General features: G+C 70.0%; 26 protein-coding genes and 1 riboswitch. Of the genes, 17 read left to right on the forward strand and 9 right to left on the reverse strand.

Going from position 1 to position 23,817, the window contains the following annotated elements:
* The first annotated feature begins 355 nt into the window (after positions 1–355).
* The 6 genes from EDD92_RS13830 (at position 356) to EDD92_RS13850 (ending at position 5,883) form a co-directional block, all read left to right on the forward strand.
* Positions 356–1,204 carry an RNA polymerase sigma factor gene (locus tag EDD92_RS13830; protein WP_185124007.1) on the forward strand — a complete coding sequence of 283 codons (849 nt, stop codon included), beginning with the start codon at positions 356–358 and terminating at the stop codon, positions 1,202–1,204.
* Positions 1,201–1,341 carry a hypothetical protein gene (locus tag EDD92_RS49820; protein WP_185124008.1) on the forward strand — a complete coding sequence of 47 codons (141 nt, stop codon included), beginning with the start codon at positions 1,201–1,203 and terminating at the stop codon, positions 1,339–1,341. The genes EDD92_RS13830 and EDD92_RS49820 overlap by 4 nt, the downstream gene beginning before the upstream one ends.
* Positions 1,338–1,889, forward strand: coding sequence for an HNH endonuclease (locus EDD92_RS13835; RefSeq protein ID WP_123964592.1), 552 nt, complete (start codon positions 1,338–1,340; stop codon positions 1,887–1,889). The genes EDD92_RS49820 and EDD92_RS13835 overlap by 4 nt, the downstream gene beginning before the upstream one ends.
* Positions 1,886–3,541 (forward strand): ATP-binding protein, encoded by a 1,656-nt coding sequence (locus tag EDD92_RS13840; RefSeq protein ID WP_123964593.1) that lies wholly within the window; start codon positions 1,886–1,888, stop codon positions 3,539–3,541. Before EDD92_RS13835 ends, EDD92_RS13840 begins: the two co-directional genes overlap by 4 nt.
* Before the next feature lie 251 nt (positions 3,542–3,792).
* Positions 3,793–4,032: an AlpA family transcriptional regulator gene (locus tag EDD92_RS13845; RefSeq protein WP_123964594.1), complete on the forward strand. Its 240-nt coding sequence runs from the start codon at positions 3,793–3,795 to the stop codon at positions 4,030–4,032.
* A 585-nt stretch (positions 4,033–4,617) separates the two neighbouring features.
* Positions 4,618–5,883: a site-specific integrase gene (locus EDD92_RS13850; RefSeq protein ID WP_123964595.1), complete on the forward strand. Its 1,266-nt coding sequence runs from the start codon at positions 4,618–4,620 to the stop codon at positions 5,881–5,883.
* Between the two features lie 92 nt (positions 5,884–5,975).
* On the opposite strand, the gene EDD92_RS13855 is transcribed toward EDD92_RS13850, so the two are convergent.
* On the reverse strand, positions 5,976–6,326 hold the full coding sequence (locus tag EDD92_RS13855; RefSeq protein WP_123964596.1) for a hypothetical protein: 351 nt from the start codon (positions 6,324–6,326) through the stop codon (positions 5,976–5,978).
* A gap of 53 nt (positions 6,327–6,379) precedes the next feature.
* Positions 6,380–6,491, forward strand: a riboswitch (TPP riboswitch).
* On the opposite strand from EDD92_RS13855, the gene thiO reads away from it, so the two are divergent.
* From thiO to EDD92_RS13885, 6 genes are all read left to right on the forward strand, one after another.
* Positions 6,489–7,643, forward strand: a complete 1,155-nt coding sequence (gene thiO / locus EDD92_RS13860; RefSeq protein ID WP_123964597.1) for a glycine oxidase ThiO — start codon at positions 6,489–6,491, stop codon at positions 7,641–7,643. Its footprint overlaps the riboswitch before it by 3 nt.
* Entirely contained in the window at positions 7,640–7,840 is a 201-nt protein-coding gene (gene thiS / locus EDD92_RS13865) for a sulfur carrier protein ThiS (protein ID WP_030932727.1), read from the forward strand. Before thiO ends, thiS begins: the two co-directional genes overlap by 4 nt.
* Before the next feature lie 3 nt (positions 7,841–7,843).
* Positions 7,844–8,638: a thiazole synthase gene (locus EDD92_RS13870; RefSeq protein ID WP_123964598.1), complete on the forward strand. Its 795-nt coding sequence runs from the start codon at positions 7,844–7,846 to the stop codon at positions 8,636–8,638.
* Between the two features lie 118 nt (positions 8,639–8,756).
* Positions 8,757–10,718: a Stk1 family PASTA domain-containing Ser/Thr kinase gene (gene pknB / locus EDD92_RS13875; protein WP_185124009.1), complete on the forward strand. Its 1,962-nt coding sequence runs from the start codon at positions 8,757–8,759 to the stop codon at positions 10,716–10,718.
* Between the two features lie 34 nt (positions 10,719–10,752).
* Positions 10,753–11,622 carry a deoxyribonuclease IV gene (locus EDD92_RS13880; protein ID WP_099928205.1) on the forward strand — a complete coding sequence of 290 codons (870 nt, stop codon included), beginning with the start codon at positions 10,753–10,755 and terminating at the stop codon, positions 11,620–11,622.
* A gap of 76 nt (positions 11,623–11,698) precedes the next feature.
* Positions 11,699–12,202 (forward strand): DUF4396 domain-containing protein, encoded by a 504-nt coding sequence (locus tag EDD92_RS13885; RefSeq protein WP_123964599.1) that lies wholly within the window; start codon positions 11,699–11,701, stop codon positions 12,200–12,202.
* A 16-nt stretch (positions 12,203–12,218) separates the two neighbouring features.
* Here EDD92_RS13885 and EDD92_RS13890 read toward each other — a convergent pair whose 3' ends face one another.
* Positions 12,219–12,866: a sulfite oxidase-like oxidoreductase gene (locus tag EDD92_RS13890; protein ID WP_030932711.1), complete on the reverse strand. Its 648-nt coding sequence runs from the start codon at positions 12,864–12,866 to the stop codon at positions 12,219–12,221.
* Between the two features lie 174 nt (positions 12,867–13,040).
* On the opposite strand from EDD92_RS13890, the gene bfr reads away from it, so the two are divergent.
* Positions 13,041–13,520 carry a bacterioferritin gene (gene bfr, locus EDD92_RS13895; RefSeq protein WP_123964600.1) on the forward strand — a complete coding sequence of 160 codons (480 nt, stop codon included), beginning with the start codon at positions 13,041–13,043 and terminating at the stop codon, positions 13,518–13,520.
* Positions 13,521–13,540: 20 nt separating this feature from the next.
* On the opposite strand, the gene EDD92_RS13900 is transcribed toward bfr, so the two are convergent.
* Entirely contained in the window at positions 13,541–13,774 is a 234-nt protein-coding gene (locus EDD92_RS13900; RefSeq protein WP_030932705.1) for a bacterioferritin-associated ferredoxin, read from the reverse strand.
* A 153-nt stretch (positions 13,775–13,927) separates the two neighbouring features.
* Complete coding sequence (locus EDD92_RS13905) at positions 13,928–15,280, reverse strand: class II 3-deoxy-7-phosphoheptulonate synthase (RefSeq protein ID WP_123964601.1); 1,353 nt, start codon at positions 15,278–15,280, stop codon at positions 13,928–13,930.
* A gap of 105 nt (positions 15,281–15,385) precedes the next feature.
* Here EDD92_RS13905 and EDD92_RS52410 point away from each other — a divergent pair, with 105 nt between their 5' ends.
* Together EDD92_RS52410 and EDD92_RS13915 are read left to right on the forward strand one after the other, a co-directional pair.
* Entirely contained in the window at positions 15,386–15,442 is a 57-nt protein-coding gene (locus EDD92_RS52410; RefSeq protein WP_123970384.1) for a trp operon leader peptide, read from the forward strand.
* Between the two features lie 119 nt (positions 15,443–15,561).
* On the forward strand, positions 15,562–17,418 hold the full coding sequence (locus EDD92_RS13915) for an anthranilate synthase family protein (RefSeq protein ID WP_123964602.1): 1,857 nt from the start codon (positions 15,562–15,564) through the stop codon (positions 17,416–17,418).
* Positions 17,419–17,470: 52 nt separating this feature from the next.
* Here EDD92_RS13915 and EDD92_RS13920 read toward each other — a convergent pair whose 3' ends face one another.
* The 4 genes from EDD92_RS13920 to EDD92_RS13935 form a co-directional block, all read right to left on the reverse strand.
* Entirely contained in the window at positions 17,471–18,499 is a 1,029-nt protein-coding gene (locus EDD92_RS13920) for a 6-phosphofructokinase (RefSeq protein ID WP_030932697.1), read from the reverse strand.
* A 143-nt stretch (positions 18,500–18,642) separates the two neighbouring features.
* Positions 18,643–19,320, reverse strand: a complete 678-nt coding sequence (locus tag EDD92_RS13925) for a response regulator transcription factor (RefSeq protein ID WP_030932695.1) — start codon at positions 19,318–19,320, stop codon at positions 18,643–18,645.
* A complete protein-coding gene (gene macS / locus EDD92_RS13930) occupies positions 19,317–20,531 on the reverse strand; it encodes a MacS family sensor histidine kinase (RefSeq protein ID WP_123964603.1) in 1,215 nt (404 codons plus the stop codon). Before macS ends, EDD92_RS13925 begins: the two co-directional genes overlap by 4 nt.
* A gap of 26 nt (positions 20,532–20,557) precedes the next feature.
* On the reverse strand, positions 20,558–21,298 hold the full coding sequence (locus EDD92_RS13935) for a 1-acyl-sn-glycerol-3-phosphate acyltransferase (RefSeq protein ID WP_123964604.1): 741 nt from the start codon (positions 21,296–21,298) through the stop codon (positions 20,558–20,560).
* Between the two features lie 162 nt (positions 21,299–21,460).
* Between EDD92_RS13935 and EDD92_RS13940 the strand changes: the two genes are divergently transcribed.
* Both EDD92_RS13940 and EDD92_RS13945 read left to right on the forward strand, forming a co-directional pair.
* Entirely contained in the window at positions 21,461–22,240 is a 780-nt protein-coding gene (locus tag EDD92_RS13940) for a carboxylesterase (protein ID WP_123970385.1), read from the forward strand.
* Positions 22,233–22,799 (forward strand): hypothetical protein, encoded by a 567-nt coding sequence (locus tag EDD92_RS13945; protein WP_123964605.1) that lies wholly within the window; start codon positions 22,233–22,235, stop codon positions 22,797–22,799. The genes EDD92_RS13940 and EDD92_RS13945 overlap by 8 nt, the downstream gene beginning before the upstream one ends.
* A 148-nt stretch (positions 22,800–22,947) precedes the next feature.
* Here the strand turns inward: EDD92_RS13945 and EDD92_RS13950 are convergent, their stop codons facing one another.
* Entirely contained in the window at positions 22,948–23,694 is a 747-nt protein-coding gene (locus EDD92_RS13950) for an endonuclease/exonuclease/phosphatase family protein (RefSeq protein WP_123964606.1), read from the reverse strand.
* Positions 23,695–23,817 lie beyond the last annotated feature (123 nt).

Below are 23,817 nucleotides of genomic sequence, written 5' to 3' on the forward strand. Positions count from 1 at the left end.
GCATACCGCCTCCATCCGCTAGCCCGTTCGAACCTCCCACAAGGATGCACGAAATCCCGCAGGTCGGAAGGGGTTAACACCACTCTTAACACCCCGGCTATTAGGGCCTGTTGGCTACCGACACACCCCTTCACGGGCGTTCCCTCGAAGCATGCAGCAACCGCGAATCACCCAGATTCCGCGTGCACCCTCTTGCATCTGGTGCGCACCAGATGGAAACTACTGGTGCGCACCAGATCGGAACGCGAAAGCGGGCCATGACGCACATACGTCGCCATGGCCCGACACAGCAGGGAGCGGCCACCTACCGCCAAGCAGTCAGCCGCTCCCCGACCCTCGAAGGGGTACATCCATCATGCCTGGAACCATCGCTGAACAGTCCACTCAGCAGCGCACGGCTCTGTACACGGCGCGTATGGAGCGCGGGTGGGACGTGGCTGAGGTGATCCACCGGATGCGCGTGGAGGCCAAGGCGCAGGACGCCAAGATGCCGACGCACGACCGCACGCTTCTGGTGCACATCGGCAAGTGGGAGCGCGGTGAGAGCGTCCCGCAGGCCCGGTACGCGGACGTCCTGACGGCCGTCTACGGCAAGACCGCCACGGAACTCGGTCTGCCGGACCGGAGCATCCCGCCGATCGACTCGGAGCGCTGGGGGCGGCTGTACGCCCGCTACTTCGACTGGACCGTCAAGTTCCTCTGGAACCGCGTCCATGACCGTGAGCTGGCCCGCGACCTGGCGCAGGACACGTGGATCGAACTCGGCAAGACGCTGCACAAGATCGACCCGAGCAAGCCGGAGGACAAGCTGTACGGGTTCGTCGCACAGCAGGCGCGGTGGACGCTGGGCCTGTACCGGCAGAGCTCCCGGAGCTGGCGCGAGACGACGCCGGAGGGCTACGACGACCTCACCGCCGACCTGGCCGCGCGAGACGACCACTCCCGGCCGGAAGAGTCCGTTCGGCTCACGGTCGACCTGAACCGCGTGCTGGCCACCATGCCGGACCGGCAGCGGCAGGTGATCGTGCTCACCATCTTCGACGACCTGTCGCGCGAGCAGATCGCGCGCGTCATGGGCCTGTCCGTGATCCAGGTCGGGAAGATCCACCGCGCGGCCGTGACCGAGCTGCGGGCCCGGCTGACCGGCACGCCGATCACATGGACCATCCCCAGCTCCGTGGGCGCCCTGGGGCGTGCGGCATGAGCGACAGCCTGAACTACCAGGACCGCATGTACCTGGAGAGCGAAGCGATTTACCAGCGCATCCTTGACGGCCAGGTCAGCGACGTACAGGCCGAACTGATGGACGCTCAGCTCCGGGCCTCGGAGGAGTCGGAATGAGGCACGGACACCCGCTCAACTCCGCACGGCGGCGCGTGCGCAAGGAACAGCTCGCGCGCCGCCACGGGCCCCGCTGCACCTACTGCCGCCGGGTGTTCACCGACCTGAGTGAGGCCACCCTCGATCACATCGTTCCGTGCTCGCTGTGGCGGTCGTGGTCGGTCACCTCGCTCATGCTCGCCTGCAGGCCCTGCAACCAGGCCAAGGGCGATCGGCTTCCGCTCTCCCTCGCTCTGCTCCTGCTGGCGTGGGCCGACCCGACTGCGCCAGTCGTCCGTCCGGTCGACTGGCCCCTGTTGGCCCGACTCGCCGCTGTTCACCACACGGCCCTGACCAGCGTGACGAGCCACGTCACGCCTGGCGTCACAGGCCAGACGCCCCCGGTCGTGAACAGGCCAATGAACAAGAAGGAACGGTCTATGGCTGACCCCGTGGAATCGACCGCGCACCGCCCGGTCCGGCGGCCGATCGTACGGCCCGCCTGCCTCCGGGCGCCCCGATCGGCGCGCGTGTGCACGGGCCCGACCGGAGAGGCGGTGTCCGCATGAACACCGTGAACGGCTCCGTGAACGGCACGCCCCGATCCGTGGACACGGTGAACACCGCCGTGAACGAGTCGGCCGACTCCGTGAACACCCGCCGCCCGACCCGATCGACCGGCCGCCGATCGACCCCCGACACTGGGGCCGACGGCGGCAAGCAGCCTCCGGCCGCCGCCCGGATCGTGGCCATGGCGCGCGAGCAGTACCGGTTCGTGATGTCCCCCGACGGCCGCCCCTACGCGGTCGCACTCGCCGGGCCGAACATCGCGCTGCCACTGCGGAACAAGGGCGGGCTACGTCAGCGGCTGGCCCGGCAGTTCGCCGACGCCTACCCCGGCGAGGTCGCCTCACAGTCCGCGCTCGCCGACGCCATGACCGTCCTGGAAGGCATCGCAGAGGACACCGACCCCGAACCCGTCCACCTGCGAGTGGGACGCGACCCGGCCGGCGCCATCGTGGTCGACCTCGGCAGCGCCGACGGCCGCGCGGTCGTGGTCACCGCGACCGGCTGGAACGTCGTCGACCGGGCCCCGGTACTCTTCCGCCGCTCCGGCGCCATGGCCCCGATGCCCGAACCCGTCCTCGACGGTGACGGACTGGCCAAACTGCACGCGCTGCTGAACATGGACGAGCCCTCGTTTCACCAGCTCGTCGCGTGGCTCGTGGCCGCGTGGATCCCGGACATCCCACACCCGGCCGTGGTCTGCAAGGGCGAGCAGGGCACGGGCAAGTCCAAGGCAGCGCAGATGTTCATCAACCTCATCGACCCGTCCCCGGCCGCCAAGCGCAGCCAGCCACGGGACGAAAAGGCGTGGTCGCGGCAGGCGTTCAGCTCATGGGCGCTGTGCCTGGACAACATCTCCACCATCCCGCCGTGGCTGTCGGACACCCTCTGCAAGGCCGTGACCGGTGACGGCGTCGTCGACCGCGCCCTGTACACCGATGACGACGTGGTGGTGCTCACCTTCAAGCGGGTGCTGGCCTTGACCACGATCGACGCGGGAGCTCTCGCCGGGGACCTGGCCGAACGCGTCCTCATGCTCGACCTGCAGCTCATCGACTCCGAACACCGGCGCTCGGAAGAGGAGTTGGACGCCACCTTCAACGCGGTCCGCCCGGCCGTGCTCGGGGCCCTGTTCGACGTGCTGGCCTGCGTGCTCGCGGTGCTGCCGGGGGTGCGGCTGGAGTCCATGCCGCGCATGGCCGACTTCGCCCGCGTGCTCGCGGCCGTCGACCAGACGCAGGGCTGGAACACCCTTGACGACTACCTGGCCACGTCGGCGAACGTCGCCACGGATGCGATGGAGGGCGACCTGTTCGCCATGGCGATCGCTCACCTGGTCGAGCAGGCAGGGACCTGGCAGGGCACCGCGGGGCAGTTGCTCGAAGCCCTGCCGACCCCGTTGGTCCGGCCGCCGAACTGGCCCAAGGACGCCACCCGCGCCAGCGGACGCGTCAAGCGGCTCGCCCCGCTCCTGCGGTCCATCGGAATCATGGTGGACGACACGCAGCGTAGCCGCGACCGGCACCGCCACCGACTCCTCACGCTGACCCGCGCACCCGACGAGGACGAGTCAGCGTCCGCACCCGAACAAGCCTCCCTCTGGCCGGAGGTGGCCCCCCCGGGGCACCTTGAACCCCTGCCCGACCAGCACTGACGTAGCCGGAACACCCGCCGGGCCGGGCCGCACACCAGCGGCCCGGACACGTCCAAAGCTGCGGACGCTACAGCCGTCCAGCGTCCACAGCGTCCGCACGAGCGTCCACCTCCCTCACCCCCACTGGCCTGCGGCAACGCGGCCGTGCGGACGCTAGGGCGCTGCGGACGCTGCGATACACCAACTCTCTAGGACGGCGACCGGCACCACTCCCACGCACCCCACCACGGACACGAGGAGTCACCACCGCCATGGCCACCGAAGAGCCAACCGACCCGCGCGCCACCCTGCGCGGCGGCCTCCCGGACCGCTACCTCACCCCCGAAGACCTGGTCACCATGTTCAGCCTCCCGAGCGTCGAGACCGTCTACCAGTGGCGCCGCAAGCGCATCGGCCCGCCCGGCTTCCGCGTTGGCCGCTACCTCCGCTTCAACCCCGCCGCCGTGAAGGCGTGGGAAGCCGAACGAACCGCCCTCAGCGACGCGGCCTGAGCCGTCCGGATGGCGGGGAGGCACCGCCCGCCGGGCCGGGGAGGCGGGGAGAACTCCCCCTCCGCCTCCCCACCCCGCATCCCCCCACTGACCAGCACAGACAGCCGTTCGGGGAGGCGGGGAGGCACCGCCGCAACCCTCCCGAAAACCCCCTCTGACGACCGTTCCCGGCCCCTGTCTCCGCCTCCCCGCCAGGCCCCAGCGGACACCGCGAACGACAGGGAGGCACACCCCGTCGGCCCAGGGAGGGAGGGAGAACTCCCTAACCGCCTCCCTGACCCGCCTCCCTCCACCTGATCAGCGCAAATGGCCTCTCAGGGAGGCAGGGAGGCACGCCCCCAGCACCCCCGAAAACCCCCTCCTGGAGGCACCCGAGACGCCCTGTCTCAGCCTCCCTGAGACCCGCCGGAGCCCTGCTACCGGTAGCACCCCACCCGCTACCGGTAGCAGCCCCGCTAGCACCCCAAACCCCCAGTGATCAGGCCCCTAGCAAGTAGCGGGCCCGGTCCAGCACACCCCGAAACCGGCCGGACGGAGCCAACCAGGCCCCGTCGCGCCCTGCTACCGAGAAGGGAGTCAGCCCCCATGGCTGGCCACATCCAAGACCGCTGGTACAAGACCGAGACCGACACCGACGGCAAGACCGTCCGCGTCAAGACCGACCGGCACGGGACCGGCCTGCGCTACCGCGCCCGGTACATCGGCCCCGACGGCTCGGAGAAGTCCAAGAGCTTCCCCGACGGACAGAAGCGCATCGCTGAGAAGTGGCTCGCGCAGATTGAAGCTGATATGACGCGCGGCCAGTACATCGACCCGCGGGCCAGTCGGACCACGTTCCAGCAGTACGCGGAACGCTGGATCGCAGCCCAGACGACGGACGTGGCAACCCGCACGGCCGTCGGGACTCGGCTACGCCTGCACGCCTTCCCGTACATCGGCTCCCGTCCGCTCGGCTCGTTCCATCCCGAGCACATCCGAGTGTGGTCCCACGCTCTTGAATCGTCTGGGCTGGCCACGTCATACCGACGGGCGATCTTCGGCAACGTCTCGTCCGTCTTCAGGGCTGCCGTGGACGATCGGCTTATTGCCAGGAACCCATGCCGCGCCGGATCGGTCAGGGCCCCGAAGCCCGCTGCCGGCCGCGTACGGCCGTGGGGTGTTGACCGTGTGTTCGCCGTGCGTGCAGCGCTCCCGGGACGCTTCGAGGCAACCGTCGACGTCGGGGGAGGCTGCGGATTGCGGCAAGGCGAAATCTTCGGCCTTCCGGTCGATGAGGTGGACTTCCTCACGGGTTGGCTGCACGTGGGTTACCAGGTGAAGCCGATCAATAAGCATCTGGTCTTCGCGCCGCCGAAGGGCGGAAAGATCCGTGACACACCTCTCCCCCAGGAGGTCAGCGCCGCCCTTGCTGCCCACATCAAGCGATTCCCACCCGTAGATGTCACCCTGCCGTGGCGCACTCTGGACGGCCCTCTGGTGACGAAGAAGCTGATCTTCACCAACGAGGACGGTTCGGCGCTGCACCGGAACGCCTTCAACCTCAGCGTCTGGAAGCCCGCTCTCGTGGCCGCAGGCGTCATCCCGAAGCCTGAGCGGGGCAAGCGGGCCCAAGCGTCGCGCGAGGACGGCATGCACGCGCTGAGGCACTTCTACGCCTCCGTCCTGCTGGACGCGGGCGAGAGCATCAAGGCTCTGAGTCAGTACCTCGGACACAGTGATCCGGGATTCACACTGAAGGTCTACACACACCTCATGCCGAGCAGCGAAAGCCGCACCCGCTCAGCCGTGGACGGCGTGTACGAAGCGGCCCGGAAAGCTCACGACGGCCCAGAGACGGCCCAGGCGGCCTGAGCGACGCTGCTACCGGCGGCAAACCCGCTGGTAGCAGCACGTTCGGCGTAGCTCCGTCAACAGATCACCATAGACAACTGACTGTTTGTCAGTCAGGCGTCGTGCTCAGTGACCTGCTCCACAACACTGGTGCCGCTGCCGGACTGCGACTCCCACTCCCACGTCTCCTCCAGTCGCACCCGCCCGTCCGGCAGCTCCACGACAGTCGAGACGCAGTGCCCCGAGGATGTCGTCCCGTCGTGCCCCAGCTGGACGTACCGGAAGTCCAATCGGTCACCTGACCGAGTACCCACCAGATGGCCGCGCACGACCTCGCCGCCCGCGTACTCGGCCCAGACCTCGCCGCCCTGCTCGTGGTAGGTGAACCGGGTCCGCGTACCCACCTGACCTGGGGCCTGGTCGGCGACGGGGGCGAGGACGAGGCCGTCCAGCGAGCGGGGCATGACGGAAGGCTCCCTTACAGAGGCGCGGAGTGTCGGGCTAGGGTGGCCAACGTACAAGCACTCGCGGGAGCCCGGACGCACCGGGCTGAGAGGGAGGCTGGCGGCCTCCGACCGTACGAACCTGATCCGGGTCATGCCGGCGAAGGGAGGGGCTGGACGCCCATGTCGTCACGTACGTCAGACGTCCTCGTCATCGGGGGCGGAATCATCGGCCTGGTCACGGCCTGGCGGGCCGCGCAGCGCGGCTTCGCCACGGCCGTCTTGGACCCCGAACCGGGCGGCGGGGCCGCCCAGGTGGCCGCCGGGATGCTGGCCGCGGTCACGGAGCTGCACTACGGCGAGCAGACACTGCTCGGCCTCAACCTGGCCTCGGCCCGCCGCTACCCGGACTTCGCGGCCGAGCTCACCGACCTCACCGGCCACGACCTCGGCTACCGCCAGTGCGGCACGCTCGCCGTCGCCCTGGACTCCGACGACCGCGCCCATCTGCGCGAACTGCACGCCCTGCAGCGGGAGTCGGGCCTGGAGTCGGAGTGGCTTTCGGGGCGCGACTGCCGGCGCCTGGAGCCGATGCTCGCACCGGGCGTGCGCGGGGGGCTGAGGGTCGACGGCGACCACCAGATCGACCCGCGGCGGCTGGCACGCGCGCTGGTGGCCGCGTGCGAGCAGGCCGGAGTCGTGTTCCACCGGGCGTGGGCCGAGCGGCTCCATGTCGTACGGGACCGGGCCTGCGGCGTCACCACGACCGACGGCGCCGAGCTGGGCGCGGGTCAGCTGGTCCTGGCCGCCGGCAGCCTCAGCGGACGGCTGCCGGGCGTCCCGGACGACGTGCTGCCGCCCGTACGCCCCGTGAAGGGGCAGGTGCTGCGGCTGACCGTGCCGAAGCGGTACGCGCCGTTCCTGAGCCGCACGGTGCGCGCCGTCGTGCGCGGCAGCCATGTCTACCTGGTGCCGCGCGAGAGCGGCGAGCTGGTGATCGGCGCGACCAGCGAGGAGCTGGGCTGGGACACGACGGTCACGGCGGGCGGAGTGTACGAGCTGCTGCGCGACGCGCACGAGCTCGTCCCCGGGATCACGGAGCTGCCGCTGACGGAGACACGGGCGGGTCTGCGCCCCGGCTCCCCGGACAACGCGCCGCTGCTCGGCCCGACGGAACTGCCCGGTCTGCTGCTGGCCACCGGCCACTACCGCAACGGCGTCCTGCTCACCCCGGTCACCGGCGACGCCATGGCGCACGCCCTGGCCACCGGTGAACTCCCGGACGAGGCCCGCCCGTTCACCCCGAAGCGTTTCGCGCTCCTGGAGCAGCCCGCATGAACATCTCCGTCAACGGGGAGCCCCGCCAGTTCGCTTCCGGCACGGCTCTCGACACCGTCGTACGCGCGCTGACCCCGGCCCCCTCCGGAGTGGCAGCCGCCCTGAACGAAACCGTCGTCCCGCGCGCGCAATGGCCGTCGACCTCCCTCTGCGAGGGGGACCGCGTCGAGGTCCTCACCGCCGTCCAAGGAGGCTGACCCATGGCCGACGACCCCTTTGTCCTCGGCGGTACGTCCTTCACGTCCCGCCTGATCATGGGCACCGGCGGTGCCCCCAGCCTCGAGGTCCTGGAGCGGGCGCTGGTGGCGTCCGGCACGGAGCTGACGACGGTCGCGATGCGGCGCGTGGACCCCTCGGTGCACGGCTCGGTCCTGTCCGTCCTGGAGAAGCTCGGCATCCAGGTACTGCCGAACACGGCGGGCTGCTTCACCGCCGGGGAGGCCGTGCTGACCGCCCGTCTCGCGCGCGAGGCGCTCGGCACCGAACTGATCAAACTGGAAGTGATCGCCGACGAGCGCACCCTGCTGCCCGACCCGATCGAGCTGCTGGACGCCGCCGAGACCCTGGTCGACGACGGTTTCACCGTGCTGCCGTACACCAACGACGACCCGGTCCTCGCCCGCAAGCTGGAGGACGTCGGCTGCGCGGCGATCATGCCCCTCGGCTCGCCCATCGGCTCGGGGCTCGGCATCCGCAACCCGCACAACTTCCAGCTGATCACCGAGCACGCGCGCGTGCCGGTGATCCTGGACGCGGGCGCCGGCACGGCCTCGGACGCGGCGCTCGCGATGGAGCTGGGATGCGCGGGTGTGATGCTCGCCTCGGCGGTGACGCGAGCACAGGAGCCGCAGCTGATGGCCGAGGCCATGAAGCACGCGGTGGAGGCGGGCAGGCTGGCGTACCGGGCCGGCCGCATCCCGCGCCGCCACTTCGCGGAGGCGTCCTCGCCGCACGAGGGGCGCGCGCACCTGGATCCCGAACGCCCCGCATTCTGAACGCGCGTTCGACAAGATCCGGACGTCGGTGCGACGTCCGTCACAGCTCGGCTGCAGTCCCGCTCCGATCTCACCCGAACCGGCAGCCCTGTCAGTCGCGGCTCGTACACTCACCTGCGTGGATACGACCCTTCAGGACCCTCTGGTCGGGCAGGTGCTCGACGGGCGCTATCGCGTGGACGCGCGGATCGCGGTCGGCGGGATGGCCACGGTCTACAGGGCCCTGGACACCCGCCTCGACCGCGTGCTCGCGCTCAAGGTGATGCACCCGACGCTCGCGGCCGACGGCACCTTCGTCGACCGGTTCATCCGCGAGGCGAAGTCGGTCGCGCGGCTGGCCCATCCGAACGTGGTGCAGGTCTTCGACCAGGGCACCGACGGGTCGTACGTCTACCTCGCCATGGAGTACGTCGCCGGGTGCACCCTGCGTGACGTGCTGCGCGAGCGCGGGGCGCTGCAGCCGCGCGCCGCCCTGGACATCCTGGAGCCGGTGCTCGCCGCGCTCGGCGCCGCGCACCGCGCCGGGTTCGTGCACCGGGACATGAAGCCGGAGAACGTGCTGATAGGGGACGACGGCCGGGTCAAGGTCGCCGACTTCGGGCTGGTGCGGTCCGTGGACACGGTCACCAACACCACCGGCACCGTCCTCGGCACCGTCTCCTACCTCGCTCCCGAGCAGATAGAGCACGGCACGGCCGACCCCCGGGTCGACGTGTACGCGTGCGGTGTCGTCCTGTACGAGATGCTGACCGGCGACCGTCCGCACGGCGGGGACTCCCCGGCCACCGTCCTCTACAAGCACATCCACGAGGACGTCCCGCCGCCGTCGGCCGCCGTGCCGGGGCTGGCGTACCGGCTGGACGAGCTCGTCGCGTCGGCGACCGCGCGCACCCCCGGCCTCCGCCCGCAGGACGCGGTGGCGCTGCTCGCGCAGGCCCGCGAGGTGCGCGCCGCACTCAGCGCGGACCAGTTGGACGCGGTGCCGCCGCAGGCCTTCGCCGCGGACCACCGGAGCATCTCCGAGGACCGTACGAGCGTGATCCCGCGCGCGCTGACCTCCCCCACGCTCGGCTTCGCTCGCGCGGGGGGACCCCCATCGCGCCCGCTGCCGGTGAACGAGGACGACGGCCGGTTCCTCCGCACCAGCCGGCTGGAGACACCCCCGCCGCTGCCGCCGCGGCGCCGTGGCGCGCGCTCCCGACGCGGTCCGCTCGCCGTTCTCGTCGCCGTGCTGCTGGTACTCGGGGTCGGCACGGGCGTGTGGTACATCAACTCCGGCCAGTTCACCAAGGTCCCGCCGGTGCTGGCGAAGACCCAGACGCAGGCCACCCAGCAGCTGCAGAAGGCAGGCCTCGACCTCGGCGCGGTCAAGCACGCGTACAGCGACACGGTGCAGCGGGGCACGGTCATCAGCTCGGACCCCGCGCCCGGCACCCGCATCCGCGACAACAGGTCCGTGGCGCTGACCATCTCCGACGGCCCGGAGACCGTGCAGGTGCCCGACGTGTCGGCGCGGCCGCTGGCCGAGGCGAGGGCCCGGCTGAAGAAGAGCGGGCTCGAACCGGGCATGATCACCCGGGAGTTCAGCGACGACGTCCCGAAGGGCTCCGTGATCTCCACGACCCCCGGGGCGGGCACCAAGCGGCACGCGGGTTCGGCGATCACCCTGGTCGTCAGCAAGGGCAGCCCGGTGGACGTGCCGGACGTCACGGGTGAGGACCTGGCGGACGCGAAGGCCGACCTGGAGGACGCCGGCCTGACGGTGAAGGTCGCTTCCGCGCGGATCAACTCCGAGTACGACAAGGGCCAGGTCGCGGCGCAGACACCCGCCGGCGACAGCCAGGCCGCCGACGGTGACACGGTGACGCTGACCCTGTCCAAGGGCCCGGAGATGGTCGAGGTCCCGGACGTCACCGGCGACAGCGTGGACGACGCGCACAAGGCCCTGGAGGGCGCCGGCTTCAAGGTCGACGAGGACCGCGGTCTGCTCGGCCTGTTCGGCGACACCGTCAAGAACCAGTCCGTGAAGGGCGGGGAGACGGCGCCCAAGGGGTCGACGATCACCATCAAGATCCGGTGACGGAGCAGGTCGCAGCGCATGACACCCTGAACGGGTGAAGAGTCAGCAGTCCCGCAACCCCGTCGGCGGCCATGTCCCCGTGGCCGGTGGTCTCCGCTCCGTCGGTCTGTCCTACGCCCACGACCTGAAGGCCGAGACCGTGCAGGTCTTCGTCGCCAACCCGCGCGGCTGGGCCACGCCCGCCGGCAATCCGCGGCAGGACGAGGAGTTCCGCGAGGTGTGCGCGGCCGAGTCGATCCCGGCGTACGTGCACGCCCCCTACCTGATCAACTTCGGCTCGCACACCGAGGCGACCGTGGAGAAGTCGGTGGAGTCGCTGCGGCACTCGCTGCGGCGCGGGCGGGAGATCGGGGCGCTCGGCGTGGTCGTGCACACGGGCAGCGCGACGGGCGGCCGGGACCGGTCCGTGGCGCTGAAGCAGGTACGGGAGCATCTGCTGCCGCTGCTGGACGAGCTCACCCACGACGACGATCCGTTCCTGCTGCTGGAGTCGACGGCCGGGCAGGGTGCCTCGCTCTGCTCGCGGACCTGGGACTTCGGGCCGTACTTCGAGGCGCTGGACGCCCATCCGAAGCTGGGCGTCTGCCTGGACACCTGCCACATCTTCGCGGCCGGCCACGACCTGACCGGTCCCAGCGGCATGCACCAGACCCTGGACCTGCTGGTGGACACGGTCGGCGAGGGCCGGCTGAAGCTGATCCACGCCAACGACTCCAAGGACGTGGTCGGCGCGCACAAGGACCGGCACGAGAACATCGGCGCAGGTCACATCGGCGAGGACCCGTTCCGGGCGCTGATGACCCACCCCGCCACCGAGGGCGTACCGCTGATCATCGAGACGCCCGGCGGCAAGGAGGGGCATGCGGCCGATGTGGAGCGGCTGAAGAAACTACGCGATTCCTGACCCGTTCCGGAATACCCCTGGGGGGTATACGGTTCCTGCTCGGTACAGGAACCGTCACCTGACATTGGGGGCAGTCATGCAGCACGAGGCACACGCGCACACACAGGCACACACGGGCCCGGACGCACATCATCACCCGGCGGCCGCCACCTGGAGCATGGCCGCGCAGGCCACCCTCCACTGCCTCACCGGCTGCGCGATCGGCGAGGTGCTGGGCATGGTGATCGGCACGGCCTTCGGCTGGGGCAACGTCCCGACGACGATCCTCGCCATCGTCCTGGCGTTCTTCTTCGGCTACTCGCTCACGCTGCGCGGGGTGCTGCGCGCCGGCGTCGACTTCCGTACGGCCTTCCGGGTGGCGCTGGCCGCGGACACCCTGTCCATCGCCGTGATGGAGCTGATCGACAACGGCGTGATCGTGCTGTGGCCGGACGCGATGGACGCGGAACTTTCCGACCTGCTGTTCTGGGGGTCGCTCGCGATCTCGCTGGCGCTCGCCTTCTTCGTGACGACACCCGTCAACAAGTGGATGATCGGCCGCGGCAAGGGCCATGCAGTGGTGCACGGGTACCACCACTGACCCGCGAAGACCGGGATCAGAGCTCGGGGCCCTCCCCGGGCTCCTCCTGGTAGGAGTAGCGCTGTTCCTTCCAGGGGTCGCCGATGTTGTGGTAGCCGCGCTCCTCCCAGAAGCCACGGCGGTCGGCGGTCATGTACTCCACACCGCGCACCCACTTGGGGCCCTTCCAGGCATACAGATGGGGCACGACGAGACGCAGCGGAAAGCCGTGTTCCGCCGTCAGCAGTTCGCCGTCCTTGTGGGTGGCGAAGATGGTCCGCTCGGAGGCGAAATCCGCCAGGCGCAGGTTCGAACTGAATCCGTATTCGGCCCACACCATCACATGGGTGACCGTGGGCGCGGGCGGTGCGAACTCAAGGATCGTACGAGCCGGAATGCCGCCCCATTCTGCGCCGAGCATGCTGAACTTCGTGACGCAGTGCAGGTCGGCCACGACGGTGGTGTACGGCAGAGCCGTGAACTCCTCGTGGGTCCAGCAGCGCTTCTCGCCGTCCGCCGTGGCACCGAAGACCCTGAACTCCCAGCGCTCCGGGCGGAACTTGGGAACGGGCCCGTAATGCGTGACCGGCCAGCCGCGCTGCAGACGCTGCCCCGGGGGAAGCTCGGACTGTGCTGCTCCTCCTGAATCGCGTTCTCCCGATTCACGCTCCACCGGCTGACCCATGACTCCATCCTGACAGACCTCGGGCGGTGCCCTTGACCGCCCCCGCCAAACCGGGGCAATTAGTACTGAGCATGCACTTACTTACTAAGCGAAGACTTACTGGACGATCTTCGTCGCCGGTGCAATCATGCGGCGCAACCTGCCAGTTCCCCCCGCTTGGAAGGAGCCTCTGCGATGCAGGGCGACCCCGAGGTCATCGAATTCCTCAATGAGCAGCTCACCGGCGAGCTGACCGCGATCAACCAGTACTTTCTGCACGCGAAGATGCAGGAGAACTTCGGCTGGACGAAGCTCGCCAAATACACCCGGCACGAGTCCTTCGACGAGATGAAGCACGCGGAGGTGCTCACCGACCGGATCCTCTTCCTGGAGGGGCTGCCGAACTACCAGCGGCTCTTCCACGTGCGGGTGGGACAGACGGTCAAGGAGATGTTCGAGGCGGACCGGCAGATCGAGGTCGAGGCGATCGACCGGCTCAGGCGCGGCATCGAGGTCATGCGCGCAAAGGGCGACATCACGTCCGCGAACATCTTCGAGTCGATCCTCGAGGACGAGGAGCACCACATCGACTACCTCGACACCCAGCTGGAACTGGTCGAGAAGCTCGGCGAGGCGCTCTACATCGCACAACTGATCGAACAGCCGGAGAGCTGAGCCCGACAGCCGGCGAAGGGCTAGGCGGCTTCCTCGAGGTCAGCGATCTCGGACAGCACCGGCTTGCCCCGGTCGGCGAGGTCCCGCCGCGGGCACGCGTCCCTTCCCAGCAGCGCCTGGATACGGCGTACGCACGAACCGCAGTCCGTGCCCGCCTTGCAGGCCGACGCTATCTGGCGGGGGGTGCAGGCACCGTCCTCCGCGTGCTTCTTGACCTGCTGTTCTGTGATGCCGAAGCAACTGCAGACGAACACGCGGTTCACCTCCCGGCGGGATCGAAGTGCCATCCCCGTTGATCGGTGAGGCTAACCTAACCTTACCCGGCACGCAGGAGCCGCAAAAGTGGAGCGGGGCGCGGATCGTATGTGATCCGCGCCCCATTCACGTCCCTGTAACAGGCACCCCCGTCACTGGTCCCTGTACATCTCCGCGACCAGGAACGCCAGGTCAAGCGACTGGCTGCGGTTCAGACGCGGGTCGCAGGCCGTCTCGTAGCGCTGGTGCAGGTCGTCGACGAAGATCTCGTCGCCGCCGCCCACGCACTCGGTGACGTCATCGCCGGTGAGCTCGACATGGATGCCGCCCGGGTGGGTGCCCAGGCCCTTGTGGACCTCGAAGAAGCCCTTGACCTCGTCCAGCACATCGTCGAAACGGCGGGTCTTGTGACCGGAGGCCGCCTCGAAGGTGTTGCCGTGCATCGGGTCGGTCACCCACGCCACGGTCGCGCCGGAGGCCGTGACCTTCTCGACCAGCTCGGGGAGCTTGTCGCGGACCTTGTCCGCGCCCATGCGGACGATGAAGGTCAGCCGGCCCGGCTCGCGGTCCGGGTCGAGGCGCTCGATGTACTGCAGCGCGTCCTCGGCCGTCGTGGTCGGGCCGAGCTTGATGCCGATCGGGTTGCGGATCTTCGAGGCGAACTCGATGTGCGCGCCGTCCAGCTGGCGGGTGCGCTCACCGATCCACACCATGTGCGCGGAGACGTCGTACAGGTTGCCCGTGCGCGAGTCGACGCGGGTGAGCGCCGACTCGTAGTCCAGCAGCAGCGCCTCGTGCGAGGAGTAGAACTCGACGGTCTTGAACTCCTCCGGGTCGGTGCCGCAGGCCCGCATGAAGTTCAGCGCGTTGTCGATCTCCCGGGCGAGCTGCTCGTAGCGCTGGCCGGAGGGGGACGACTTCACGAAGTCCTGGTTCCAGGCGTGCACCTGGCGCAGGTCGGCGTAGCCGCCGGTGGTGAAGGCGCGCACCAGGTTCAGCGTCGAGGCCGACGCGTGGTACATCCGCTTCAGCCGCTCCGGGTCCGGGATCCGGGCGGCCTCGGTGAAGTCGAAGCCGTTGACCGAGTCACCGCGGTAGGTCGGCAGGGTCACGCCGTCGCGGGTCTCGGTGGGCTTGGAGCGCGGCTTGGAGTACTGGCCGGCGATACGGCCGACCTTCACGACCGGCACCGAGGCGGCGTACGTCAGCACGGCGCCCATCTGCAGCAGCGTCTTGAGCTTGTTGCGGATGTGGTCGGCGGACACCGCGTCGAAAGCCTCGGCACAGTCGCCGCCCTGGAGGAGGAACGCCTCTCCCTTGGCGACGGCCGCCATCCGGGCGCGCAGCTGATCGCACTCGCCCGCAAAGACGAGCGGCGGATACGACTCGAGGTCCGCAACAACTGCGCGCAGAGCCTCGGTGTCGGGGTACTCGGGCTGCTGCGCCGCGGGCAGATCTCGCCAGGTGTTGCCAGCGCTCGCGCTGGTCTTAGCGTTCACGGTCACCCCGTAAACATTACGGGGTCGTGTCGACTGGTTTTCCCTCCGCTCGACTGGTGAGACGGAGGGATCACGCTCCGGACGGCGCGGCGGTGCGGTAGGGTGCACCGCATGTTCGCGCTTACGACCCAGAACTGGTGGTGGACCGCTCATCCGGCGGCCCACTGACTGCGCGTACGCAAGACTTCGCGAAGGCCGCCCGAGGGGCGGCCTTCGGCGTTTCCGGGGTCGTTCCTCACCGACATCGCATCGACTCGACATCGCTCGACATCGACGGAAGAGGAACCATGGATCTCGTACGGCTCCTGCACGACCCCCGCCCCTTCGCCCTGCTCCGCCGCCGCACCCCCGGCCACGACGAGCAGACGGTCGAGCTGTTCCTCGGTCCGGTCACCACGTACGACCGCCTGGCCGACCTCCCCGACGAGGGCCTCGCGCTGGTCCCCTTCCGCCAGATCCGCGAACGCGGCTTCGACGTCCGCGACGACGGGACGCCACTGACCTTCCTCACCCCCGAGGAGTCGTACGAGATTCCGCTCACCGATGCCCTCGCCCAGCTCCCGGCGCACGACGTGCGCGTTGCGGGCGGCGGTTTCGACGTCGACGACGAGGAGTACGGCGAGATCGTCGGGCGGGTGCTGCGGGAGGAGATCGGGCAGGGCGAGGGCGCCAACTTCGTCATCCGGCGGACGTACGAGGGTGAGCTCCCCGGGTTCTCCCGCACGGACGCGCTCGCGCTCTTCCGGCGGCTGCTGGAGGGCGAGCGGGGCGCTTACTGGACGTTCGTCGTGCACACCGGGGAGCGGACGCTGGTCGGGGCCAGTCCCGAGGTGCACGTGCGGATGTCCGGCGGCACGGTCGTGATGAACCCGATCAGCGGAACCTACCGATATCCCGCCGAGGGCCCGACGCCGGAGCACCTGCTCGACTTCCTCGCCGACGGCAAGGAGATCGAGGAGCTGTCGATGGTCGTCGACGAGGAACTCAAGATGATGTGCACCGTCGGCGACATGGGCGGGGTCGTCGTGGGCCCGCGGCTGAAGGAGATGGCCCATCTCGCGCACACCGAGTACGAGTTGCGCGGGAAGTCCTCGCTGGACGTGCGCGAGGTGCTGAAGGAGACCATGTTCGCGGCCACCGTGACCGGCTCGCCGGTGCAGAACGCCTGCCGGGTCATCGAGCGGCACGAGGTCGGCGGGCGCGGCTACTACGCTGGTGCGCTGGCGCTGCTCGGCCGGGATTCCGGCGGTGCCCAGACCCTCGACTCCCCCATCCTGATCCGCACCGCCGACATCTCCTCCGAAGGACACCTGCGCGTCCCCGTCGGCGCCACCCTCGTCCGCGGTTCGGACCCGGCGAGCGAGGTCGCCGAGACGCATGCGAAGGCGGCGGGTGTGCTGGCGGCCCTGGGCGTACGCCCGTCGCGGCCGCGGGAGGAGCACGCGCGCGTGCGTCTCGCCGACGACCCACGCGTGCGTGCCGCGCTCGACGGACGCCGGGCCTCGCTGGCGCCGTTCTGGCTGCGGATGCAGGAGCGGTCCGCGGAGCTCACCGGACACGCCCTGGTCGTCGACGGGGAGGACACCTTCACCGCGATGCTCGCGCACGTCCTGCGGTCGAGCGGCCTGGAGGTGACGGTCCGGCGCTACGACGAACCCGGGCTGCGGGAGGCGGTGCTCGCGCACGAGGGGCCGCTCGTCCTGGGCCCCGGCCCCGGCGATCCGTCCGACCTGGACGACCCCAAGATGCGGTTCCTGCGCGACCTCACAGCGCGGGTCGTCCGTGGGCACGGGCACGGCGTGCTGGGCGTCTGCCTCGGGCATGAGCTGATCGCGGCCGAGCTGGGCCTGGAGATCGTACGGAAGGAAGTGCCGTACCAGGGCGCGCAGACGACGATCGAGCTGTTCGGGCGGACGGAGACCGTCGGCTTCTACAACAGCTTCGTGGCGCGCTGCGACGACGAGGTGGCGGAGGAGTTGGCCGCGCACGGGGTCGAGGTGAGCCGGTCGGACAACGGGGAAGTGCACGCCGTACGGGGCCCTGGGTTCGCCGGCGTGCAGTTCCACCCGGAGTCGATTCTGACCCTGAACGGTGCGGCTGTCGTACGGGAGTTGGTGGGTCAGCTGCGCAACACGACCGTGTAGCCGTCTGGGGGCTCGCAGCCCCCAGACTTCCGTTCCCTCGTCGGCCGAAGGATCAGCCGAAGAAGACCCCGACTTCCTCGTACAGCTTCGGGTCCACCGTCTTGAGCTTCGCCGTCGCCTCCGCGATCGGGACGCGGACGATGTCGGTGCCGCGCAGGGCGACCATCTTGCCGAAGTCGCCGTCGTGGACGGCGTCGATGGCGTGCAGGCCGAAGCGGGTGGCGAGCCAGCGGTCGAAGGCGCTCGGGGTGCCGCCGCGCTGGATGTGACCGAGGACGGTCGTGCGGGCTTCCTTGCCGGTGCGCTTCTCGATCTCCTTGGCGAGCCATTCGCCGACCCCGGAGAGGCGGACGTGCCCGAAGGAGTCGAGCGACTCGTCCTTGAGGACCACGTCGCCGTCCTTGGGCATGGCACCCTCGGCGACGACCACGATGGGGGCATACGAGGCCTTGAAGCGGGAGGTGATCCAGGCGCAGACCTGTTCGAGGTCGAAGCGCTGCTCGGGGATGAGGATGACGTTGGCGCCGCCCGCGAGGCCGGAGTGGAGGGCGATCCAGCCGGCGTGCCGGCCCATCACCTCGCAGACCAGGACGCGCATGTGGGACTCGGCGGTGGTGTGCAGACGGTCGATGGCCTCCGTGGCGATGCCGACCGCGGTGTCGAAGCCGAAGGTGTAGTCGGTCGCGGACAGGTCGTTGTCGATCGTCTTCGGTACGCCGACGACGGGGACGCCGTACTCGTCGGTGAGGCGCGCCGCTACGCCCAGGGTGTCCTCGCCGCCGATCGCGATGAGCGCCTCGACCTCCTGCTTGGCGAGGTTCTCCTTGATCCGGCGGATGCCGTTCTCCTGCTTCAGGGGATTGGTGCGCGAGGAGCCGAGGATGGTGCCGCCGCGGGGCAGGATGCCACGCACCGCGGGGATGTCGAGGCGGACGGTGTCGCCTTCGAGCGGTCCGCGCCAGCCGTCCCGGTAGCCGACGAAGTCGTAGCCGTACTCCTGCACGCCCTTGCGGACGATGCCCCGGATGACGGCGTTGAGTCCGGGGCAGTCGCCGCCTCCGGTCAGTACTCCGACCCGCATGGAAATGTCCCTTCGCCGCAGTTGCCTGGTGACAGCCACGCTAATGGTGATCCAGGTCACAGAGGGATGGGCAGGAAGGGCAATTCCGGTGAATCAGCGGGCGGTTGGTTTACGCACCGTCAAGCTCTCGCGGCCGTTCGCTCCTACTCGTCGTCGAGTCCGCGCTCTATGGCGTACCGGACGAGCTCCACCCTGTTGTGCAGCTGGAGCTTGCCGAGGGTGTTCTGGACGTGGTTCTGGACCGTGCGGTGGGAGATGACCAGGCGTTCGGCGATCTGCTTGTAGCTCAGGCCCTTGGCAACCAGGCGCAGCACCTCGGTCTCGCGGTCGGTGAGCTGCGGGGCGCCCGGCTGGTCGGTGTCCGGGGCGGGCGCGGGCTCGGAGGCGAGGCGGCGGTACTCGCCGAGGACCAGTCCGGCCAGGCCCGGTGTGAACACCGGGTCGCCGACGGCCGTGCGGCGCACCGCGTCCAGCAGTTCGTCCGTGGACGCCGACTTCAGCAGATAGCCGGTCGCACCCGACTTCACCGCCTCCAGGACGTCGGCGTGCTCTCCGCTCGCCGACAGCACCAGGACGCGCAGCGCAGGGTTGTGGCCGACGAGCTCCTTGCAGACCTGGACGCCGGGCTTGGCGGGCAGGTTCAGGTCGAGCACGAGCACATCGGGGCCGGCGGCCTTGGCACGGCGCACGGCCTGGTCGCCGTCGCCCGCGGTGGCGACCACGTCGAAGCCGGACTCGGTCAGGTCGCGGGCGACGGCGTCGCGCCACATGGGGTGGTCGTCGACCACCATGACCTTGATCGCGCCCTGCTGCTCACTCATCGATGCCCCGCCTTCGCGTCCTTCGGTACTTTCAGTTCGACCTCCGTGCCCTGGCCGGGCACCGAGATCAGTTCGGCGCTTCCGCCGAGGTCGCGCAGCCGGCCGCGGATCGACAGGGCGACACCGAGCCGCCCCTCCCCCTCGGCCTGCGCGAGCCGGCCATCGGGGATGCCGGGGCCGTCGTCCCGTACGGTCACCACGACCTCACCGGGCTCGTCCTCGACGAGGATCCACGCGCGCGCGTCCTCGCCGGCGTGCCTGCGCACGTTGTCCAGGGCAGCGCCGACGGCCGCGGCCATCTCCCTCGCGGCGGGCCTGGGCAGCAGAACGGCCGCTCCCGGTTCGGCGAAGCTGACCTTCGCGGCGGCGTACGGGGCGAGCAGCGCCCGCAGGTCCACCGGACCGTCCTCGTCGTACGACGGCTCCTCCACGGCCCGTACGACCGCGCCCTCGGCGGCGTCCTCCGACACCCGGGAGATGGGGACCAGCCCGCCGGAGACCAGGGTGCGCAGCGCGACCTCCTGCTCGCCGGCCATCCGGCCCAGCTCCGCCGCCTCGCCGCCGAGCACCGCGCCCCGGCGTTGCACCATGGCCAGCACCTGGAGCACGCCGTCGTGGATGTCGCGGGCGAGCCGCTCCCGCTCCCGGGTTGCGGCCTCGATCTCCAGGGCGCGGGCGAGGGTGCGCTCGGAGGCGCGGGCGACCTCGACGACGTAGCCGATGGCGATGGAGGCGACCCAGACCAGGATCACGTTGTGGACGGTGTCGCGGGCGGGGGCGCCGCGCTCGATCAGGTTGGCGGCGGCGACCGGCGTCGACGCGAACGCGGCCCAGCGCCAGCCGCCCTTGATCGCGTACGCGAGGACCGAGCCGGCGGTCCATATCGACGGCAGGGTGGGGCCGCCGCTGTGGATGTGCGCGTCGTTGGCGGCGAGCGGGGTGAGGAGAATGCCGGTGAGGGCGATGGCGAGGTCGACCGCGAGGAAACGCTTGGTGCAGGCGGCCGCGCTCTGGACGCGGGGCAGGGTGGCGAGCGTCCACAGAAACAGGACGACGTAGTAGACGACGGCGATGCCCGCGTGGTCGTACTCGTCATAGGCGGTGGCGAACAGGCCGACCGCGTACAGCATCGTGAGCACCCGGTACGCGGTGAGCGCACGCCACAGCGGCTGCTCGACCGACATCCTCATGACACGCTCGCGCTTGGGCATGTCCCCCACCCCCCTCGACCGAGAGCCTAGGCCCCGGGCTTCTCCTTCTTGGCCTGTTCCTTGGCCTGTTCCTTGGCCTGTTCCTTCTCGGCCTTCGCCGCCTCCGCGATCTGCCGCTTGGCCGCGGTCGCGTACATGTCGACGTACTCCTGGCCGGAGAGCTTCATGATCTCGTACATGACCTCGTCGGTGACCGCGCGCAGCACGAAGCGGTCGTGCTCCATGCCCTGGTAGCGGCTGAAGTCGAGGGGCTTGCCGATGCGGATGCCGGGGCGCATCAGCTTGGGCATGACCTTCCCCGGCGGCTGGATCTTCTCGGTGTCGATCATCGCGACCGGGATGACCGGCGCGCCGGTGGCGAGCGCCACGCGCGCGAGGCCGCCGGGCTTGCCGCGGTAGAGGCGCCCGTCGGGCGAGCGCGTGCCCTCCGGGTAGATGCCGAAGAGCTCACCGCGCTCCAGGACCTCCATACCGCTCTTGATCGCGGCCTCGCCCGCGCCGCGTGCGCCGGAGCGGTCCACCGGGAGCTGGCCGACACCCTTGAAGAAGGCGGCCGTCAGACGGCCCTTCACGCCGGGCGTGGTGAAGTACTCGGCCTTGGCGATGAAAGTGACCTTGCGGTCGAGGACCGCGGGCAGGAAGAACGAGTCGGAGAAGGAGAGATGATTGCTCGCCAGGATGGCGGCGCCCTCCGCCGGAATGTTCTCCAGGCCTTCCACCCAGGGCCTGAAGGCGACCTTCAGCGGCCCCCCGATGGCAACCTTCATCGTGCCGTACAACACCCGTGTGCCTCCCGTTTCCGTCGGTCAGACCTTAACCCGGAGCACTGTCGAAGGAGCCGACGACCCTGGTCGGTGTCAGTGCGGTCGCGTACGGTGAAGCACCTGGACTTCACGTCACTCTCAACTCTCATGAACAGGAGACCGAAGGTGCCGGTCCTTCCTGGAGCCGAGCCGTACCGCCACGAGGGCGGGGAGGTCGGCGTCCTGCTCTGCCACGGCTTCACCGGTTCCCCCCAGTCGCTGCGCCCCTGGGCCGAGTATCTCGCCGCTCGCGGCCTCACGGTCTCGCTCCCGCTGCTGCCCGGGCACGGCACCCGCTGGGAGGACATGCAGCTCACCGGCTGGCAGGACTGGTACGCCGAGGTGGACCGCGAGCTGCGGTCCCTGCGCGAGCGCTGCAGCGACGTGTTCGTGGCCGGCCTGTCCATGGGCGCCACCCTGGCGCTGCGCCTGGCGGCGAAGCACGGGGAGGCGGTCGGCGGCGTGGTGGTCGTCAACCCGGCGAACCGCATGCACGGCTTTTCGCCGTACGCGCTTCCCGTGGCCCGCCATCTCGTGCGCACGTCGAAGGGGATCGCCAGCGACATCGCGAAGGAGGGCAGCGCCGAGCTGGGCTACGACCGGGTTCCGCTGCACGCGGCGCACTCCCTGCGGAACTTCTTCCGGCTGGTCGACGGCGAGCTGCCGCAGGTCACGCAGCCGCTGCTATTGCTGCGCAGCCCGCAGGACCACGTCGTGCCGCCGGCCGACTCGGCGCGGATCCTCGGCCGGGTCTCGTCGAGGGACGTGACGGAGATACTGCTGGAACAGAGCTACCACGTGGCGACGTTGGACCACGATGCGGACCGGATTTTCGAAGAGAGCCTCGCGTTCATCGGCCGGCTCGCACCCAGTGTCGGCAAGGAAGGGACGGCCGCAGGTGGCTGAGCACGACTCGGACCGCGAGGATCGCGAGCCGGAGGAGCAGGGCGTCCCCTTCGACGAGGACGCCGCGTGGGCCGCGATCGTCGCCGGTTACGGCGACGAGCCGAAGGACCCGCCGGGCACCAAGCCCTTCAAGTCGGTCGAGGACCTGGCGCTGCTCGAGCCGGAGACCAACGGCGACTCCGAGGGTGAGGCGCCGAAGCAGGAGAAGCCGAAGAAGCCCCTGGGCGGCTCCGTCTCCTTCGCGCCCGGCGTCGGCCCGCGTGACTACACGGCCGCCGAGCCGTCCGAGGACGACTTCGACGGGGACGACGAGGGCCACTTCGTACCGCCGGAGCCGCCGCCGCTGCCCACCGCCGACACGACCGCGAAGTTCGCCTGGCTGGGGGTGATCGGCGGTCCGATCCTGCTCCTGCTGGCGGTGCTGCTCAGCTGGGACATGACCTGGTGGCTGGCCACCCTCGGCATCGGCGGCTTCCTGGGCGGTTTCGCCACGCTGGTGATGCGGATGAAGACGGACGACGAGGACAACGACGATCCGGGGCGCGGAGCCGTCGTCTAGCTCGCCGGGATGCTGAGGGCGGCCAGGACGGAAGGTGGTCCGTGGCCGCCCTCAGAGCAGTACCTCTCAACGCCACCCCCGCCCTGCTCGGCCCCAGTGCCTCACAGGCTTCGGGCGACGGCGCCGGACTCCGTCCGGCGGGTGTGGCTCAGGCCGCGGGCACGCGGAGTGCGGCCAGCACGGGCAGGTGATCAGTCGCCCTCATGAGGTCGGTCTCGGCCACCCCGGGATGCTCCCGCGGGACACCGCAGCCGAGCACCTCGATGCCCTTGGTGGCGAAGATCGCGTCGATGCGCTGGTGGGGCGTTGCGGGCGTCGAGGTGTACTCACTGCCCCAGGGGGTGGTGGCCCAGCAGTCCTGCAGGCCGTCGGCGAGGCGGTGGAAGGTGCGGCCGGTGGGACGGTCGTTGAGGTCGCCGCCCGCGATCGCGTGCTCCACCCCGAGGCCGGCCAGCCGGTCGAGGAGCAGGCCGCCCTGCTCGTACCGCTCGTCCGCCTGCAGGGAGAGGTGGTAGCTGACCACGCCGAGGCGGGCGCCGCCGAAACGGACCACCGCGGTGGCGAAGCCGCGGCGGTGCAGGCCGGGGGTGAGCGGGAGGAGGACGTCTTCCGTGCGCTCGACCGTGGCCCTCAGACTGCACAGGATCGCCGGTCCGGACGCTGTCGCACCGCCCGTGAGGATCACCTGGCCGGAGGCCGCTGCCAGGCGGGCGAGTTTCTTGCGCCAGCGGAAGAAACGGGGGGCTTCCTGGATCAGGACGAGATCGGGTGTGCAGGCGTTGATCACCCTGGCGAGGGCATCCGTGTCATCGCGCATGGAGCGGATGTTGTAGCTGAGGACTCGGATGACGGCTGAACCGTCCGGTTCCGTGTGGGAGTTGGGCAGCAGCTCCATGTGGATCAATGTACGCCCAATGGCTCGGGGCGCGGGGCTTGTGGGCGGCTGCCGGCTGAGTGTGGCTGGTCGCGCCCGCGCGGCGGTAGCCGCAAATCGACTACCGCCCCGCGCCCCTTGAGG

The sequence above is a fragment of the Streptomyces sp. TLI_185 genome, assembly GCF_003814765.1.
Lineage (GTDB): Bacteria > Actinomycetota > Actinomycetes > Streptomycetales > Streptomycetaceae > Streptomyces.

What these genes read in the sequence shown, in the direction of transcription:
- EDD92_RS13915 (WP_123964602.1), top strand. Translation starts at nt 15,562, where the DNA reads ATGGATCTCGTACGGCTCCTGCACGACCCCCGCCCCTTCGCCCTGCTC.
- EDD92_RS13830 (WP_185124007.1), top strand. Translation starts at nt 356, where the DNA reads ATGCCTGGAACCATCGCTGAACAGTCCACTCAGCAGCGCACGGCTCTG.
- bfr (WP_123964600.1), top strand. Translation starts at nt 13,041, where the DNA reads ATGCAGGGCGACCCCGAGGTCATCGAATTCCTCAATGAGCAGCTCACC.
- EDD92_RS13855 (WP_123964596.1), bottom strand. Translation starts at nt 6,326, where the DNA reads ATGCCCCGCTCGCTGGACGGCCTCGTCCTCGCCCCCGTCGCCGACCAG.
- EDD92_RS13835 (WP_123964592.1), top strand. Translation starts at nt 1,338, where the DNA reads ATGAGGCACGGACACCCGCTCAACTCCGCACGGCGGCGCGTGCGCAAG.
- EDD92_RS13925 (WP_030932695.1), bottom strand. Translation starts at nt 19,320, where the DNA reads ATGAGTGAGCAGCAGGGCGCGATCAAGGTCATGGTGGTCGACGACCAC.
- thiO (WP_123964597.1), top strand. Translation starts at nt 6,489, where the DNA reads ATGTCGTCACGTACGTCAGACGTCCTCGTCATCGGGGGCGGAATCATC.
- EDD92_RS13850 (WP_123964595.1), top strand. Translation starts at nt 4,618, where the DNA reads ATGGCTGGCCACATCCAAGACCGCTGGTACAAGACCGAGACCGACACC.
- EDD92_RS13920 (WP_030932697.1), bottom strand. Translation starts at nt 18,499, where the DNA reads ATGCGGGTCGGAGTACTGACCGGAGGCGGCGACTGCCCCGGACTCAAC.
- EDD92_RS13935 (WP_123964604.1), bottom strand. Translation starts at nt 21,298, where the DNA reads ATGAAGGTTGCCATCGGGGGGCCGCTGAAGGTCGCCTTCAGGCCCTGG.
- EDD92_RS13845 (WP_123964594.1), top strand. Translation starts at nt 3,793, where the DNA reads ATGGCCACCGAAGAGCCAACCGACCCGCGCGCCACCCTGCGCGGCGGC.
- thiS (WP_030932727.1), top strand. Translation starts at nt 7,640, where the DNA reads ATGAACATCTCCGTCAACGGGGAGCCCCGCCAGTTCGCTTCCGGCACG.
- EDD92_RS13885 (WP_123964599.1), top strand. Translation starts at nt 11,699, where the DNA reads ATGCAGCACGAGGCACACGCGCACACACAGGCACACACGGGCCCGGAC.
- EDD92_RS49820 (WP_185124008.1), top strand. Translation starts at nt 1,201, where the DNA reads ATGAGCGACAGCCTGAACTACCAGGACCGCATGTACCTGGAGAGCGAA.
- macS (WP_123964603.1), bottom strand. Translation starts at nt 20,531, where the DNA reads ATGCCCAAGCGCGAGCGTGTCATGAGGATGTCGGTCGAGCAGCCGCTG.
- EDD92_RS13840 (WP_123964593.1), top strand. Translation starts at nt 1,886, where the DNA reads ATGAACACCGTGAACGGCTCCGTGAACGGCACGCCCCGATCCGTGGAC.
- EDD92_RS13890 (WP_030932711.1), bottom strand. Translation starts at nt 12,866, where the DNA reads ATGGGTCAGCCGGTGGAGCGTGAATCGGGAGAACGCGATTCAGGAGGA.
- EDD92_RS13870 (WP_123964598.1), top strand. Translation starts at nt 7,844, where the DNA reads ATGGCCGACGACCCCTTTGTCCTCGGCGGTACGTCCTTCACGTCCCGC.
- EDD92_RS13950 (WP_123964606.1), bottom strand. Translation starts at nt 23,694, where the DNA reads ATGGAGCTGCTGCCCAACTCCCACACGGAACCGGACGGTTCAGCCGTC.